Source organism: Aeromonas sp. s6 (genome assembly GCF_040907815.1).
GTDB lineage: Bacteria > Pseudomonadota > Gammaproteobacteria > Enterobacterales > Aeromonadaceae > Aeromonas > Aeromonas caviae.
Genome location: NZ_JBFOCN010000111.1, coordinates 1 through 15,847, shown reverse-complemented (window position 1 = coordinate 15,847; position 15,847 = coordinate 1). Strand labels below are relative to the sequence as shown.

Sequence of the window (15,847 nt, the reverse complement as noted above, 5' to 3'; positions counted from 1 at the left end):
CTCTATACGCACCAGGTATCACTATTGGCTCAACGAACCGGGGCGGCAACCAAAAAAATGGGTCAACACCCCCCTTCGGGTGTGGTCAGATTGACCAGATTGTGGTCTGAATGACTCTTTGTTATGGACCCTTCGAGCCTCGAAATATTGAAATGGATAGATAAATCATAATGTTAGCCATATGGCACAGGGTTTGCTGATTGCCACTCACCTGCCGCGCCGTGCGGCAAAGAGGAAGCGAGGAGTAGCGGGATGAAATGGATGCTGGGAGTGGTGCTGGCCCTGGGACTGACCGGATGCAGCTGGCAGGATGACGTCAAGGTGCGCGGGGAGGGGGCCGTGGTGGAGCAGCAGCATCCCCTGGGGCATGAGGTGACCCGGGTGCTGGCGGGCGTACCCGCCAACCTGTACCTGGTGGCGGGAGAGAGCCATACCCTCAGGGTCAAGGGGGAGGCCAACCTGCTGCCCTATCTGGTGCTCACCGAGCAGGGGGAGAAGCTGGAGATCGAGGTCAAGGATGGCTACCGGCTCGACCCCACCCAGCCGCTGGAGATCACCATCACCCTGCCGACGCTGCACGAGTTGGCACTGGCGGGAGTTGGCAACGGCTCCTTGCGCGACTTCAAGGGGGATGATCTGGTGCTCTCCCTGGCGGGCACGGGGGACATCGTCGCCAGCGGGCTGACGCTGGATCGGCTGGAGGGCAACATCGCCGGGCTGGGCAACCTGGATCTGGGGCAGGGCTCCGCCCGGGTGATGGCGCTGAACATCGCCGGCGCCGGTGGCGTCAAGGGGGCCGGGCTCACCAGCGAGGAGGTCGAGGTGAGCATCGCCGGCAGTGGCGAGGTCGAGGTGCGGGCCCGGTCGCGGCTCAAGATAGAGATCGCCGGTGCCGGTGCGGTCAACTACTGGGGCAGCCCAGCGCTGACCAGCGAGATCGCGGGCTCGGGTCAGGTGAGCCGGTTGGGGAGCTGATCCCATCACCGCAACAATGAAAAAGGCCCCTCGGGGCCTTTTTTGCAGGATGCGACATCGTGGGACGACACCTCACTCGAGGGGGAGTGCGAGGCCCAGATCGGCGTTCAGGCGCATCAGCAGCCACTGCATGCCGGCGAGGTGCTGGTGGTCATGGCTGACGAGCAGGCGCACCAGACCGTCCAGGGTCACCTCCCCATAGCCGCCATAGCGGGCGCGGCGCTGCCAGGCGTCGGACGGTACCGTCTTCAGCCATTCGACGGTCTGCAGGCGGGCGGTGCGAAAGCGGTCGAGCTGCGTGGCGGTATCCTGCCGGGGGTAATCATGGTCCAGCGCCAGCTGATAGCCATCGAGGGAGGCGAGCTCCGGCAGGCTTTCCGCCAGGGTGAGACGAAACCGCACCTGATAGCCCAGCACCTCGATGTCCAGCAGGTGGCAGAGGTGCCCCCTGGCACTGAAACGCTCGGAGGGGATCCCGGCCCAGTTGGCGGGTTCCCAGTCCAGACGGTCGGTGGGGACCTGTGCCAGCAGCCGCTCGAACTGGTCCGGCATGGCCAGCAATGTGGTGAAGAGAGGCATCCTTGTCTCCTGTTTCCGGGTGAATGGCCGCCCGCTGACGGGGGGCGGCCACGAGCGGGTCAGCCTCAGGCCGGTTCGCCCAGGTGGTTGGCGTGAAAGCGCAGGTGCGCCTCGATGAAGCTCGCCACGAAGTAATAGCTGTGGTCGTAGCCGGCATGGCGGTTGAGCGTCAGGGGCCACGCCCGGGTGGCGGCCACTTCGGCCAGGGTGTCGATGCCGAGCTGCTCCGCCAGGAAGGGGTCGTCCAGCCCCACGTCCACCAGGGTCGGCAGGGGCGGGCTGTCGTGGTGGCGCAGCAGCTGGCAGGTATCCCACTCCTGCCACAGCAGGGGGTTGTTGCCGAGGTAGGCGCCGAGGGCCTTCTGGCCCCAGGGGCAGCGGCTCGGGTGGCTGATGGGGCTGAAGGCCGACACCGAGCGGTAGCGACCCGGCTCGCGCAGGGCGGCGATGAGGGCGCCGTGGCCTCCCATGGAGTGGCCGCTGATGGCGCGCTTCGTCGAGACCGGGAAGTGGGTCTCGATGAGCTCGGGCAGCTCCCGGGTGACGTAATCGTACATCTGGTAGTGATCCCGCCAGGGGGTCTGGGTGGCGTTGACGTAGAAACCCGCCCCCATGCCGAGGTCATAGCCGGGATCGTCCGCCACCCCTTCACCGCGGGGGCTGGTGTCCGGCGCCACCAGAGCGATGCCGAGCTCGGCGGCGATGCGCTGGGCCCCGGCTTTTTGCATGAAGTTCTCGTCGGTGCAGGTGAGACCGGAGAGCCAGTAGAGCACCGGCACTTTCTGGCCGGTGAGGGCCTGGGGCGGCAGGTAGATGGCGAAGCGCATCTCGCACCCCAGCACATTGGAGCGGTGGCGATACTGCTTGTGCCAGCCGCCGAAGCTCTTGTTGCTGCTGATGATGTCCAGATTCATGTAAGGACTCCTTGCCCCGCCCATGCATCGATGGGCGGGGCGCTCATGGGATCAGTAGTGGATGACGGTGCGGATGCTCTTGCCTTCGTGCATCAGATCGAACGCCTCGTTGATCTGCTCGAGGGGCATGGTGTGGGTGATGAAGTCGTCCAGCTTGAACTCACCCTGCATGTAGCGCTGTACGTAGCTCGGCAGCTCGCTGCGACCGCGCACGCCCCCGAAGGCGCTGCCGCGCCACACCCGGCCGGTGACCAGCTGGAACGGACGGGTGCTGATCTCCTGGCCCGCACCGGCCACGCCGATGATGACGGATTCGCCCCATCCCTTGTGGCAGCACTCCAGTGCCGCGCGCATCACCTTGACGTTGCCGATGCACTCGAAGGAGAAGTCGACGCCGCCGTCGGTCATCTCGACGATCACCTCCTGGATGGGCTTGTCGAACGTGTTCGGGTTGATGCAGTCGGTGGCGCCCAGCTTGCGGGCCAGTTCGAACTTGCTCTCGTTGATGTCGATGGCGATGATGCGGCCGGCCTTGGCCAGGCGCGCGCCTATGATGGCGGAGAGGCCGATGCCCCCCAGCCCGAAGATGGCGACGCTCTCACCCTCTTTCACCTTGGCGGTGTTCATCACGGCGCCGATGCCGGTGGTGACGCCGCAGCCCAGCAGGCAGACCTCTTCCAGCGGGGCGGCCGGATCCACCTTGGCGATGGAGATCTCGGGCAGTACAGTGTATTCGCTGAAGGTAGAGGTGCCCATGTAGTGGTAGATGGGCTGGCCGTCCTTGGAGAAGCGGGTGGTGCCGTCCGGCATCAGCCCCTTGCCCTGGGTGGCGCGGATCTTCTGGCACAGGTTGGTCTTGCCGGATTTGCAGAACTTGCACTCGCCGCACTCGGGGGTGTAGAGCGGGATCACGTGATCGCCGACCTTGACGCTGGTGACGCCCTCGCCGACGGACTCGACGATACCGCCCCCTTCATGGCCCAGGATGCAGGGGAAGACCCCTTCCGGATCTTCACCGGAGAGGGTGAAGGCATCGGTGTGGCAGACGCCGGTCGCGACGATACGCACCCGCACCTCGCCGGCCTGGGGCGGCATGACCTCGACCTCTTCGATGGAGAGGGGCTGACCCGGTCCCCAGGCGATGGCGGCTTTACACTTGATGCTCTGAACCTGTGCCATGAATGACGTCCTCGTAGTGGTTGGATGAACGGAAATGAGTTCGGAGATCCAGTGTAGTTTCCCGCCGATTTGGTGATAATAACGCTAAGTATCAAATCACTTTTACACACAGGTAATAATGTTCGGCTGGGAAGGGGTCTGTGAATTTGTCAGCGTGGCGGAGCAGGGGGGCTTTACCCCGGCCGCGCGCAAGCTCGGGGTGTCGGTGGCCCAGGTGAGCCGCCAGGTGGCGCAGCTCGAAGACAGGCTGCAGGCCAAGCTGCTGCTGCGCACCACCCGTCAGGTGCGTCTCACCGAACTCGGGGAGATCTATTTTCGCCACTGCCGCCAGTTGCTGGACAACCTCTACGAGGCGGAGCTGGCGGTGGGACGCCATCAGGCGGTGCCCCAGGGCTCCTTGCGCATCACGGCCCCGGTCTCCTACGGCGAGAGCCGCATCGCCCCCCTGGTGAACGACTTCATGGTGCGCTTCCCCCAGCTGGAGGTGACCCTCAACCTCACCAACCAGTTGCTGGATCTGGTGCACGAGGGGTTCGATCTGGCGATCCGCCTCGGCCACCTCAAGGATTCGACCCTGGTGGCCCGCAAGCTGGCGCAGCGGGTACCCTATGTGTGCGCCTCCCCCGCCTACACCGCCCGCCACGGCATGCCCAACAGTCTCTCGGAGCTGGCCCGTCACACCTGCCTGGTGGGCAACGGGGACGAGTGGCACTTCACCCTGAACGGTAAACCCCACAGCGTGCGGGTACGCGGTCTGCTTCAGTGCAACAGCGGCCACGCCCTGCTGGATGCGGCCATCAAGGGGATCGGCATCATCCAGCTGCCGGACTACTACGTGAGCGACCACCTCGCCCGGGGGGAGCTCATCGAGCTGCTGCCGGAGCTGCGGGCCCCCGAGGAGGGGATCTGGGCCCTCTATCCCCACAACCGCCACCTCTCCCCCAAGGTGCGGCTGCTGGTGGACTATCTGGCCGAGCGCCTCAGTGATCCCCACCAACCCGCCCTGGTTCGGCCCATCGGTTGAGCCGTCGCCCGAAAAAGAAAAGGCCCGCATGTGCGGGCCTTTTGCATGGCATGAAGGGCGGGGCTATTCCCGCTCCTTGACGTAGGGGGTGCCGAGGGCCTTGGGGGCCACCGCCTTGCCGATGAAACCGGCCAGCAGGAAGACCGTCAGGATGTAGGGCAGCGCCTCGATGGCCTGTACCGGGATCGGGAAGTCGCCGATGCTGACCCCCTGCAACCGGATGGCGACGGCGTCGAGGAAGCCGAACAGCAGACAGGCCGCCATGGCGTTCCAGGGGCGCCACTTGCCGAACACCAGGGCCGCCAGCGCCATGAAGCCCTTGCCCGCGCTCATGTTGGGGATGAACTGGGCGGTCTGGGCCACCGCCAGATAGGTGCCCCCGATCCCCGCCAGCAGGCCGCCGATGATGAGGGCGGTGTAGCGCATGCGCACCACGGAGATACCGGCGGTATCCACCGCCGCCGGTGCCTCGCCCACCGCCCGCAGCCTCAGGCCGAAGCGGGTGCGGAACAGCACCCACCAAGCCAGGGGCACGGCGGCGAAGGCCACGTACTCCAGCAGGGAGTGACCGCTCAAGAGCTCGCTGTAGAGCTGGCCGATGACGGGCACGTCATAGAGCTCCTTGGCATAGGGCAGGTCGATGGGGGCAAAGCGCGCCGCGCCGGAGAGCGCCGGGGTCTGGCCCCCCTGATCGAACCAGTAGCGCCCCAGGGTCACGGTGAGACCGGCCGCCAGGATGTTGATGGCCATGCCGCTCACCACCTGATCACCCCGGTGGGTGATGGTGGCGAAGCCGTGCAGCAGGGCGAACAGGATGGAGATCCCCACTCCGACCCCCAGCCCAATCCAGGCGGAACCGGTGACGGCGGCCGCCGCCGCACTGGCGAAGGCGGAGGCCAGCAGCTTGCCCTCCAGGGCGATGTTGACCACCCCGGAGCGTTCACAAAACATCCCGGCCATAGCGGCAAGAATGAGCGGCGGCGCGGTACGTATGGTGGCGTCCAGCATCAGGATCAGCATTTCGAACATGATCAGGCTCCTTTCACTTGGGCGGCCGGGCGGTTGGCGAAGGCCAGGTAGGCCTGCTCGATGCGCGGGCGCAGCATGTGCTCCAGGGCGCCGCAGAACAGGATCACCAGACCCTGCAGCACCACGACGATGTTGCGGTCCACCCCGAACTCGAAGCTGAGCTCGGCGCCGCCCTGGTAGAGGAAGCCGAACAGCAGGCTGGCGATGATGACGCCGACCGGGTGGTTGCGGCCCATCAGGGCCACCGCGATGCCGGTGAAGCCGAAGCCTTCCACGAAGTTGAGCTTGATCTGGTGCAGCTCACCCTGCAGCACGTTGAGGGCGAAGAAGCCCGCCAGCATGCCGGAGATCACCATGGCCAGGATCACCACCTTGGGATAGGAGATGCCCGCGTAGGCGGAGGCACTCTGGCTGGCGCCCACGGAGCGGATCTCGTAGCCCCAGCGGGTATGCCAGATGAAGACCCAGACCAGGGCCGCACAGATCAGCGCCCAGAAGAAGCTGATGTTCAGCGGGCTGTTCGGCACCGTCACGCCGACCGCCGCCAGCAGCTCGCTCATCTTCGGCAGCCAGCTCGCCATGGCGAACACCTTGCTCTCGGTGGCCATGGATCCTGGCGGCTTGAAGACGTCGACCAAGAGGTAGGCCATCAGGGAGGCGGCGATGAAGTTGAACATGATGGTGGTGATGACGATGTGGCTGCCCCGCTTGGCTTGCAGCCAGGCCGGGATGAAGGCCCAGGCCGCGCCGAACAGGCCGCCGGCGATGATGGCGAGCGGCAGCAAGAGGGCGAACGGCAGCACGTCCCCGAGCAGCAGACAGACCAGACCGACCCCGAGGCCGCCGATATAGGCCTGGCCCTCACCGCCGATGTTGAACAGGCCGGCGTGGAAGGCCACCGCCACCGCCAGACCGGTGAAGATGAAACCGGTGGCGTAATAGAGGGTGAAGCCTATCCCCTCGCCGGTGCCGAAGGCGCCGTACCACATGATTTCGGCTGCCTCGATGGGGCTGATGTCGAGGTAATAGAACAGGATGGCCGACACCAGGAAGGCCAGCAGGATATTGACTGCGGGCAGCACGCCCACGGATATCCAGGCAGGAACACGTGCTTGGCTCATGAATGGGCCTCCTTGATATCGTCGGGGACTGGTGTGGTGACCATCATCAGGCCGAATCCGTTACAAGTGGTTGTGACCTTCATGATGTGGCTCCTTGTGATTGGCTTGCCGCCACGTCGTCAGGAACTATGTTCGCCATCATCAGGCCGATGGTGCGTTCATCCGCCCTGGCGCCGTCCAGCTCGCCGACGATGCGGCCATCGGCGATGACCAGAATGCGGTCGGAGAGGCTCATGATCTCGTCCAGCTCCACCGATACCAGCAGCACCGCCTTGCCCTTGTCGCGCATGGCGATGATCTGCTGGTGGATGTACTCGATGGCGCCGATGTCGACGCCCCGGGTCGGCTGGCCGACCAGCAGCACATCCGGGTCCTGCTCCACTTCCCGGGCGATCACCAGCTTCTGCTGGTTGCCGCCGGAGAAGTTGGCGGTCTTGTGCTCCGGGCTCGGCGGGCGCACGTCCCACTTGTCCATCTTGGCCTGGCAATCCTGGCGGATCGCCTCCTTGTCCTGCAGCCAGCCCTTGTTGTACTGGGCACGGCGGTGATAACCGAGGATGAAGGCCTCTTTCGCCTCGAAGCGGTTGATGAGCCCCATCTTGTGCCTGTCTTCCGGGATGTGGCCGAGGCCGAAGTTGCGCACCTGCTCCGGGTCGGCCGGGTGGCTCTGGCTCACCTCGTGGCGCTGCGCCCCGGCGATGGTGAAGCCGCCCTTGCTGGGCTTGAGGATGCCGCCGAGCATGCTGAGCAGCTCGGACTGGCCGTTGCCGGAGACCCCGGCGATGCCGACCACTTCCCCCGCCCGCACCTCGAAGCTGACGGATTTGACCCGTTCCACCCCGGCGTCATCGACGTAAGAGAGGCCCTCGACCTTGAGCTTGGCCTCGCCCGGCTGGGCGGTGCCCTTGTCGACCTTGAGGCGCACCTTGCGGCCCACCATCAGCTCGGCGAGCTGCTCCTTGTCGGTGTCTTTGGTGGCGACATGGGCCACCATCTCCCCTCGGCGCATGATGGAGACCTGATCCGTGATGGCCAGGATCTCCCGCAGCTTGTGGGTGATGAGGATGACGGTCGCCCCCTGATCTCGCAGCTTTTTCAGCACCTCGAACAGGTGATCCGCCTCTTGCGGGGTCAGTACCCCGGTGGGCTCGTCGAGGATCAGGATGCGGGCACCGCGATAGAGCGCCTTGAGGATCTCGACCCGCTGTTGCAGGCCCACCGGCAGATCCTCGACCTTCTCGTGCAGCGGCACCTCGAGACCATAGTCCCGTGCCAGCTCGCCCAGCAGCTTCTCGGCGGCCGCCAGGCTCTTGCCCAGGCGCCAGCCGTTCTCGGCCCCCAGGATGACGTTTTCCAATACGGTAAAGTTGTTCACCAGCATGAAGTGCTGGTGCACCATGCCCACCCCGGCGGCAATCGCATCTTGGGAGCCATGGGGTTTGAACGGATTCCCGTCGATCAGCATCTCGCCTTTGTCGGCGTGGTAGAAACCGTAAATGATGCTCATCAGGGTCGATTTGCCGGCGCCATTTTCGCCGACGATGCCGTGAATACTGCCTTTACGAACCTGAAGGTCGATCTGCTTGTTGGCGTACACGTCGCCGAACCGCTTATCGATACCCCTTAATTCGATGGCATAGCGATCTGTCTGGTCCATGATGCAGTCCTTGCGGGTCATGAAGTAGAGACTAAAAACCGGCCCGTGCGGGCCGGTCTGGATTGAGAGTCGTAGCAGAGACTCGGTACTTGCAGTATCAGTACTTACAGGAGTTGTCGCTCATGTAGTCGTGCACCTTGATCTTGCCGGCGATGATGTCGGCCTTGATGCTCTCGACCTTGGCTTTCATTTCCGGGGTGATCAGCTTGGCGTTGTTCTCGTCCAGCGCCCAGTCAACCCCGCCTTCGGCCAGACCCAGGGACTGGATGCCCGGCTTCCAGCTGCCCTTGGCGGCGTCATCCCAGCTCTTGTACGCGGCCAGACCCACGGACTTGACCATGGAGGTCAGCATGGTGCCCGGTTGCAGGTGGTTCTGGTTGGAATCCACACCGATGGCCAGCTTGCCTTCGTCCTTGGCAGCCTGATAGACACCGATACCGGTGCCACCGGCGGCGGCATAGACCACATCGGCGCCCTTGGCGAACTGGGACTTGGCGAGTTCAGCACCCTTGGCCGGGTCGGCGAAGGCTGCCGGGGTGGAGCCGGTCATGTTCTGATAGACGTCGATCTTCGGATTGATGTACTTGGCGCCTTGCTCATAGCCGCACTGGAACTTGCGGATCAGCGGGATGTCCATGCCGCCCACGAAGCCGACCTTGCCGGTCTTGGAGGCGATGGCGGCCAGGGCACCCACCAGGAAGGAACCTTCATGCTCCTTGAAGATGAGGGACTGGACGTTCGGCTTCTCGACCACCATGTCGATGATGGTGAACTGGGTGTTCGGGAACTCGGTGGCAACCTTCTCTACTGCGGAACCCATGTTGAAGCCGACGGCGACGATGGGGCCGTTGCCACGGCTGGCCAGACGACGCAGGCCCTGCTCGCGCTGGGCTTCGTTCTGGGGTTCGAACTCCTTGACCTTGACGCCTTTGTCCTTGTTGTAGACTTCGACGCCGTTGCGGAACACGGCTTCGTTGAAGGACTTGTCGAATTTGCCTGCGGTGTCATAGATGACGGCGGGCTCGGAGGCTGCCTGGGCGGACAGGGCAGCGAGGGTGAGGGCGGCCACGGTGGCCAGCTTGAGCACTTTAGTCACGATCGTATCCTTGATTGTTATGTGAGGGTCCACAACCTGTCTTGGCAGGTCATAAAGCACGCTGGCTAACTGTAAGTGAGCCAGCCCGTTGGTCAAGGGGATCATAGAGGAAAAACGTTTGCGTTAACGGTTTGAAATATAAGCAAATTGCCTTATAAGTGTTTGCTTTATGGTGTTTTTGCAGAATTAAATTCCGGGATTAATAGGGCTCGATCGACATTTGTGTTTGGATTCATGACGTTAGGCGCAACCGTTTTCCTCCTCTGATGAAAAAACTGGCTTCCATCGGCACCAGCCCTGCGGCCTCATCGACGCCGCGTTGGCGGGCGGGTTGGCCCCCGGCTGCTCACGGCTTGGTCTCTGGCGGCTCAGGCCGTATAATCCCCGCCTGTATAAATAAACAGGAGTGGTGATGGACGTTTCAACCCTGCTCGACGGGCTCAATGACAAGCAAAGAGACGCGGTGGCGGCCCCCCGTTGCAACCTGCTGGTGCTGGCCGGTGCCGGTTCGGGCAAGACCCGGGTGCTGGTGCACCGTATCGCCTGGTTGATGCAGGTGGAACGCTGTTCACCCTTCTCCATCATCGCAGTCACCTTTACCAACAAGGCGGCGGCCGAGATGCGCGGCCGGGTCGAAAAAGTGATCGGCGACGGCGTGCGCGGCATGTGGATCGGCACCTTCCACGGCATCGCCCACCGACTGCTGCGGGCCCACCATCTGGATGCGGGGCTGCCGCAGGATTTCCAGATCCTCGACTCCGACGATCAGTACCGCCTCATTCGCCGGGTGCTCAAGGCCCTCAACCTCGATGAGAAGCACTGGGCCCCGCGCGCCGTGATGGGCTACATCAACGGCAAGAAGGACGAGGGGCTGCGCCCCGGCGATATCGACCTTTACGGCGACCCCGTCACCCGCACCTATCAGCAGATCTACAAGACCTATCAGGAGACCTGCGATCGCTCCGGGCTGGTGGACTTCGCCGAACTCCTGTTGCGCGCCCACGAGCTGTGGCTGAACAAGCCCCACATCCTCGAGCACTACCGCGACCGCTTCCAGAACATCCTGGTGGACGAGTTTCAGGATACCAACGGCATCCAGTACGCCTGGTTGCGCATGCTGGCGGGCGACACCGGCAAGGTGATGATCGTCGGCGACGATGACCAGTCCATCTACGGCTGGCGCGGCGCCAAGATCGAGAACATCCAGCGCTTCCTGACCGATTACCAGGGCGCCGAGACCATCCGCCTCGAGCAGAACTACCGCTCCACCGCCAATATCCTCAAGGCCGCCAACAGCGTCATCGCCAACAACGCCGAGCGCCTCGGCAAGGAGCTGTGGACCGAGGGGGCAGAGGGGGAGCCGATTTCCCTGTACGCCGCCTTCAACGAGGTGGACGAGGCCCGCTTCGTGGTTGGCCGCCTCAAGGATTGGAAAGAGAAGGGGGGTCTGCTCGCCGACTGCGCCATCCTCTATCGCTCCAACGCCCAGTCCCGGGTGCTGGAAGAGGCGCTGATGCAGGACGCCATGCCGTACCGCATCTACGGCGGCCTGCGCTTCTTCGAGCGCCAGGAAATCAAGGACGCCATGGCTTACCTGCGCCTTATCAACAACCGTGGCGACGACGCCAGCTTCGAGCGGGTGGTCAACACCCCGACCCGCGGCATCGGCGATCGCACCCTCGAGATCCTGCGCAATAACGCCCGGGATCAGGGCCAGAACCTCTGGCAGTCCGCCAAGACCTTGCTCAATGACAAGGTGCTGACCGGCCGTGCCGGCAACGCGGTGCGCGGCTTTGTGGATCTCATCGACGCGCTGGAGGAACAGGTCTCCCTGCTGCCCCTGCACCAGCAGGCGGATATCGCCATCCAGCACTCCGGCCTCAAGGCGATGTATCTGGCGGAAAAAGGCGAGAAATCCCAGGCGCGGGTAGAGAACCTGGACGAACTGGTCACAGCTTGCCGTCAGTACCAGCGCCCGGACGAGCTGGAGGACATGAGCGATCTCTCCGCCTTCCTCGCCCATGCGGCGCTGGAGTCCGGCGAGAATCAGGCGGACGAATACGCCGACGCGGTGCAGCTGATGACATTGCACAGCGCCAAGGGGCTGGAATATCCCCTGGTGCTGCTGGTCGGCGTCGAAGAGGGCATGTTCCCCAGCCAGCAATCCACCGAGGAGTCGGGGCGGCTGGAGGAAGAGCGCCGCCTCTGTTACGTGGGCATGACCCGCGCCATGGAGAAGCTCTACATCTGTTATGCCGAGAGCCGCCGCATCTACGGCCGCGAGATGTTCCACAAGCCGAGCCGCTTTATCCGCGAAATGCCCGCCGAGTGTCTGGAAGAGATCCGGCTGCGCACTCAGGTCAGCCGCCCCACCCAGTACGGCCGCTTTAGCCAGAACGAGGTGCAGCAGAGCTTCGACGCCAGCGGCATCAAGCTCGGCCAGCGGGTGCTGCACCCGAAATTCGGGGAAGGGATAGTGCTTAACTTCGAAGGGGTCGGCCAGCAGAGCCGGGTGCAAATCCAGTTCGACGACGTCGGCGCCAAGTGGCTGGTGACGGCTTATGCCAGATTGGAAGCGCTTTGATTTTTCCCGCTTTTTAACTGAACCAACCCGGCTTAGGCCGGGTTGGTTTTTATATCCGTTATCGCTACGGCCTTCATTGGAACGTCGTCTGAATACGTCTTGCAATTTGAATGAGCAGTATAATTGTTGTCCACAAAATTGTTTGTTCGATGACATTTAACTTTGTCAACAATAGTTATTAGGGTATAATCACATTCATTTTCTTGGATATTAATATATAAGATGAAACTTAGAGTTATAGACCTTTTTTGTGGTGCTGGCGGATTAAGTGCCGGATTTACTCTGGGTGACAAAAAAGATTTTTTTGATATTATTTTGGCTATTGATAATAACAAGGATGCGTGTGATACGTATAATTTAAATCACAAAAATAAAATCTGCATATCTGTTAATATTGAGGATTGGATAAAAGACAATGCTATTCCTATAGCAGATATCGTTATCGGTGGGCCACCATGCCAAGGGTTCAGCACTCTTAATAAGAATCGAGATGGTGATTTAAGAAGAGCACTATGGTCTCCTTACCTAGATATTGTAAAGTCATCCAATGCAAAACTATTTGTTATGGAGAACGTCCCTCGCCTTCTCAAAAGCAAAGAGTTTGATGAGATTAAAGAACATGCAAGTAAAATTGGTTTTCATCTTGTATATTGGGTGCTGAACTCAGCTGACTATGGGGTTCCACAGCTCAGAAGAAGAGCAATTATAATTGGATATAATAAAAATAATTTCTCTATTTCAGATATTCCAGAAGAACCGCCGATTCCGACTCATAGAGGCCCTACATCTGCACCAGACCTGCCTGTATGGAAAACTGTAGAATCGGCAATCGCCGACCTTTTACCTCCAAAAAGTACAGCGATGAATATTGCCCCCCCACCTTATGACTTACACTTTTGTCGCCAACCAACAGTAACCAGCTTAAAACGATACAAATTAATCCCTCCCGGAGGAAATCGCTTCGACTTAATGAGATTGGCCCCAGATTTAACTCCTGCATGTTGGCTTAATAAACCTGCAGGTGGTACAGATTTATTTGGTCGGCTATGGTGGGATCGCCCGTCAGTTACAATCAGGACTGAATTTTTTAAACCAGAAAAAGGTAGATACCTCCATCCAGACCAAGACCGGGCAATCACACATAGAGAAGCCGCTAGGTTAATGACGTTTCCCGATAATTATATTTTTGTTGGCGGAAAATCAAGTGTTGCCAAACAAATAGGTAATGCAGTGCCTGTTGAATTTGCGAAACATATTGCCTCTTATATTTATAAGATTTTTCAATCTTCAATAAAATAGAGAAAGATAAAATGTCAACCTCAAAAATAAAAAATATAAGCTCAATTCCGATTGCAAAATTTGAAAACTATATAAAGAAAATCAGGTTCCCTAACTATAAAGGTATTGAACCAAACTCAGTGTTAACATTAGATTTCCCATTTACAGTGATTGTTGGTACTAATGGTTGCGGAAAAACATCCATATTACAGGCGTTATATGGCTGCCCTCATGGAAAAAGTACTTCTGAGCATTGGTTTTCTACAACTCTAGACCCAATCATTGAGTCAACTGATGGCCCTCCTAGATTTATCTATGAATATCAACCTAAAGGTTTAACGAGAAGTATCGAAGCCATAAAAACATGGCGGAAACGAGAGGGTAATCCAGACTACTGGGAGCCAGCAAGACCAAGAATTGCTGATAACATGGAGAGATTCCCAGAGAGTCTAAATGCAAAAGAACAGCTACATGCATCCAAAGATCGCTGGAACCAAGTGAGAAAAGATGTCACATATATATCTTTTAAAGCAAAGCTGAGTGCCTTTGATAAGTACATGAACTTTGGTTTTTTAACTAAAACCAAAACAATAAAAACGAAACAAGATTTTATTCGCAGACGAACTGCCACCTTGGATAAAGCGTTTAAATCTATAGATTTAGATGTTAGTTACAACTCTAGAAAAAGCACAAGAAAATTTGAAATTGACAGTTCAACGTTAGCGATATGCTCTAAGATTTTAGGAAAAAATTACGCCAAAGCCGTTCTTATTGAACATAACTATTTTAATAACAGTGGTATATCAATTAAGTTTACGAATGGGAATGGAAATTATAGTGAGGCAGTAGCCGGGAGCGGAGAGGTCGTTATTTTCGACATCGTTCACACAATAAAAAATGCTCCACCTCAATCATTGATACTCCTTGATGAACCAGAGGTTTCACTGCATCCAGGTGCCCAACTGGAGCTGAGAAATTTTATTTTTGATGAAATAATAAAACATAAACACCAAGTTGTTATTACTACTCACTCACCATCTTTCGTTCAAGACCTACCCAGTCAAGCGATCAAGCTCATGGTACCAGCAACCAGTAGTAACCACTTCTCAATAATAAACTCTGCAACGCCAGAACAAGCATTTATAAAACTAGGTAGTTTTACGCAAGGTAAGAGAACTATCATAGTTGAAGATGTACTAGCTCAATTTTTGGTCGAAAAGGCCATAAAACAAATAGCACCAGATTTACTACAAAATACCGAAATAAAACCTTATGCTGGTGGCGGAGAAAAAATAAAGCAGGATATTATTTGCGTTCTCTGTGAAGGAGATATAAGTAACGTCTCGGTACTTCTAGATGGAGATCAAAAAATTCATAAAGATTTGATAGATCAATCGAATATCCCACAATCTCAAAACAATAGTTTAAAAAAAATTTTCTCAGAGTACGTTGGCGTTACAATAAAACTTCCACTTAATGGTGGTAACGATCCCTGCTCATCAGAAAACATTGTTACCATCAGAAAAGCCTTTGATGTATATAATAAAAACTTCTTCTTTTTCAATAGAAAAACGCCAGAAGAACTATTGCTTGAAATATTTCAAAATGATCCAGATGTATTAGCTGTAAGTGATATTAACGACCATAAAGAAAAATTCAAAAAAATTTCAATAAATGCTATTGGTGATGATAAATCATCCAACATACTACATGAACAGCGTCGTCTAATAAACAAAATATCTGGAGGCGAGGAATTATGGGTTGATTTTGTTAATGTCGTTCAACAAATAATGAGTAACTCTTAATTTGTCACTACACGTATAACTACTATTGAGCTGGCTTCTGATTCAAATATCATACAATCAAGGGAGAGGATGGAATACGGCTAATCTGCCCTCCATATGCCCTGTCTCTTGATCAGATCTTGATCCCCTGTGCCATCAAATCCTTGGCGGCAAGAAAGCCATCCAGTTTACTTTGCAGGGCTTCCCAGCCTTCCCAGAGGGCGCCCCAGCTGGCAATTCCGGTTCGCTTGCTGTCCATAAAGCCCCCCAGTCTGGCTATCGCCATGTAGGCCCACTGCAAGCTCCCGGCGCGCTCTTTGCGCTTGCGTTTTCCCTTGTCCAGATAGCCCAGTAGCTGACATTCATCCGGGGTCAGCACCGTTTCTGCGGACTGGCTTTCTACGTGCTCCGCTTCTTTTAGCAGCCCTTGTGCCCTGAGCGCTTGCGGCAGGGTGAAGCTTTCTCTGAGCTGTAACAGCCTGACTGCAACAAACGAGAGGATCGAGACCATGCGCTCCAGATTATCCGGCTCCTCCATGCGTTGCCTCTCGGCTCCTGCTCCGGTTTTCCATGCCTTATGGAACTCCTCGATCCGCCAGCGATGGGTATAAATGTCGATGACGCGCA

The 15,847-nt window shown here is 58.2% G+C and carries 13 protein-coding genes; 5 read left to right on the top strand and 8 right to left on the bottom strand.

The annotated features are described in order from the left end of the window. Positions 1-252: 252 nt before the first annotated feature. Positions 253-975, top strand: a complete 723-nt coding sequence (locus tag AB5Y50_RS16985) for a DUF2807 domain-containing protein (protein ID WP_069784187.1) — start codon at positions 253-255, stop codon at positions 973-975. 72 nt (positions 976-1,047) lie between these two features. Here the strand turns inward: AB5Y50_RS16985 and AB5Y50_RS16980 are convergent, their stop codons facing one another. The 3 genes from AB5Y50_RS16980 to AB5Y50_RS16970 form a co-directional block, all read right to left on the bottom strand. Next, positions 1,048-1,554, bottom strand: coding sequence for a DinB family protein (locus tag AB5Y50_RS16980; RefSeq protein WP_069784186.1), 507 nt, complete (start codon positions 1,552-1,554; stop codon positions 1,048-1,050). Positions 1,555-1,619: 65 nt separating this feature from the next. Continuing rightward, positions 1,620-2,468 carry an S-formylglutathione hydrolase gene (gene fghA, locus AB5Y50_RS16975; RefSeq protein ID WP_048209184.1) on the bottom strand — a complete coding sequence of 283 codons (849 nt, stop codon included), beginning with the start codon at positions 2,466-2,468 and terminating at the stop codon, positions 1,620-1,622. Between the two features lie 51 nt (positions 2,469-2,519). After that, positions 2,520-3,647 carry an S-(hydroxymethyl)glutathione dehydrogenase/class III alcohol dehydrogenase gene (locus tag AB5Y50_RS16970; protein WP_010672469.1) on the bottom strand — a complete coding sequence of 376 codons (1,128 nt, stop codon included), beginning with the start codon at positions 3,645-3,647 and terminating at the stop codon, positions 2,520-2,522. Positions 3,648-3,765: 118 nt separating this feature from the next. On the opposite strand from AB5Y50_RS16970, the gene AB5Y50_RS16965 reads away from it, so the two are divergent. Beyond that, on the top strand, positions 3,766-4,671 hold the full coding sequence (locus tag AB5Y50_RS16965) for a LysR substrate-binding domain-containing protein (RefSeq protein ID WP_039039541.1): 906 nt from the start codon (positions 3,766-3,768) through the stop codon (positions 4,669-4,671). A gap of 63 nt (positions 4,672-4,734) precedes the next feature. On the opposite strand, the gene AB5Y50_RS16960 is transcribed toward AB5Y50_RS16965, so the two are convergent. The 4 genes from AB5Y50_RS16960 to AB5Y50_RS16945 form a co-directional block, all read right to left on the bottom strand. Further along, on the bottom strand, positions 4,735-5,700 hold the full coding sequence (locus AB5Y50_RS16960) for an ABC transporter permease (protein WP_010672471.1): 966 nt from the start codon (positions 5,698-5,700) through the stop codon (positions 4,735-4,737). A 2-nt stretch (positions 5,701-5,702) separates the two neighbouring features. Then, positions 5,703-6,821, bottom strand: coding sequence for an ABC transporter permease (locus tag AB5Y50_RS16955; RefSeq protein ID WP_048209188.1), 1,119 nt, complete (start codon positions 6,819-6,821; stop codon positions 5,703-5,705). Positions 6,822-6,900: 79 nt separating this feature from the next. After that, entirely contained in the window at positions 6,901-8,478 is a 1,578-nt protein-coding gene (locus AB5Y50_RS16950; protein WP_041212351.1) for an ABC transporter ATP-binding protein, read from the bottom strand. A gap of 97 nt (positions 8,479-8,575) precedes the next feature. Further along, complete coding sequence (locus tag AB5Y50_RS16945) at positions 8,576-9,574, bottom strand: BMP family protein (protein ID WP_069784185.1); 999 nt, start codon at positions 9,572-9,574, stop codon at positions 8,576-8,578. Between the two features lie 412 nt (positions 9,575-9,986). Here AB5Y50_RS16945 and uvrD point away from each other — a divergent pair, with 412 nt between their 5' ends. The 3 genes from uvrD to AB5Y50_RS16930 all read left to right on the top strand — a co-directional run bounded on the left by uvrD (position 9,987) and on the right by AB5Y50_RS16930 (position 15,241). Beyond that, positions 9,987-12,158 carry a DNA helicase II gene (gene uvrD, locus AB5Y50_RS16940; protein ID WP_069784184.1) on the top strand — a complete coding sequence of 724 codons (2,172 nt, stop codon included), beginning with the start codon at positions 9,987-9,989 and terminating at the stop codon, positions 12,156-12,158. A 222-nt stretch (positions 12,159-12,380) separates the two neighbouring features. Beyond that, the gene (locus AB5Y50_RS16935; RefSeq protein WP_082189142.1) at positions 12,381-13,457 is read left to right on the top strand and encodes a DNA cytosine methyltransferase; all 1,077 of its coding nucleotides are present in this window, start codon (positions 12,381-12,383) and stop codon (positions 13,455-13,457) included. Between the two features lie 11 nt (positions 13,458-13,468). Next, positions 13,469-15,241: an ATP-dependent endonuclease gene (locus tag AB5Y50_RS16930; RefSeq protein WP_082189141.1), complete on the top strand. Its 1,773-nt coding sequence runs from the start codon at positions 13,469-13,471 to the stop codon at positions 15,239-15,241. 112 nt (positions 15,242-15,353) lie between these two features. On the opposite strand, the gene AB5Y50_RS16925 is transcribed toward AB5Y50_RS16930, so the two are convergent. Further along, positions 15,354-15,847: IS4 family transposase (locus AB5Y50_RS16925; RefSeq protein ID WP_368162502.1), on the bottom strand; the 494-nt coding region annotated here is incomplete at its 5' end.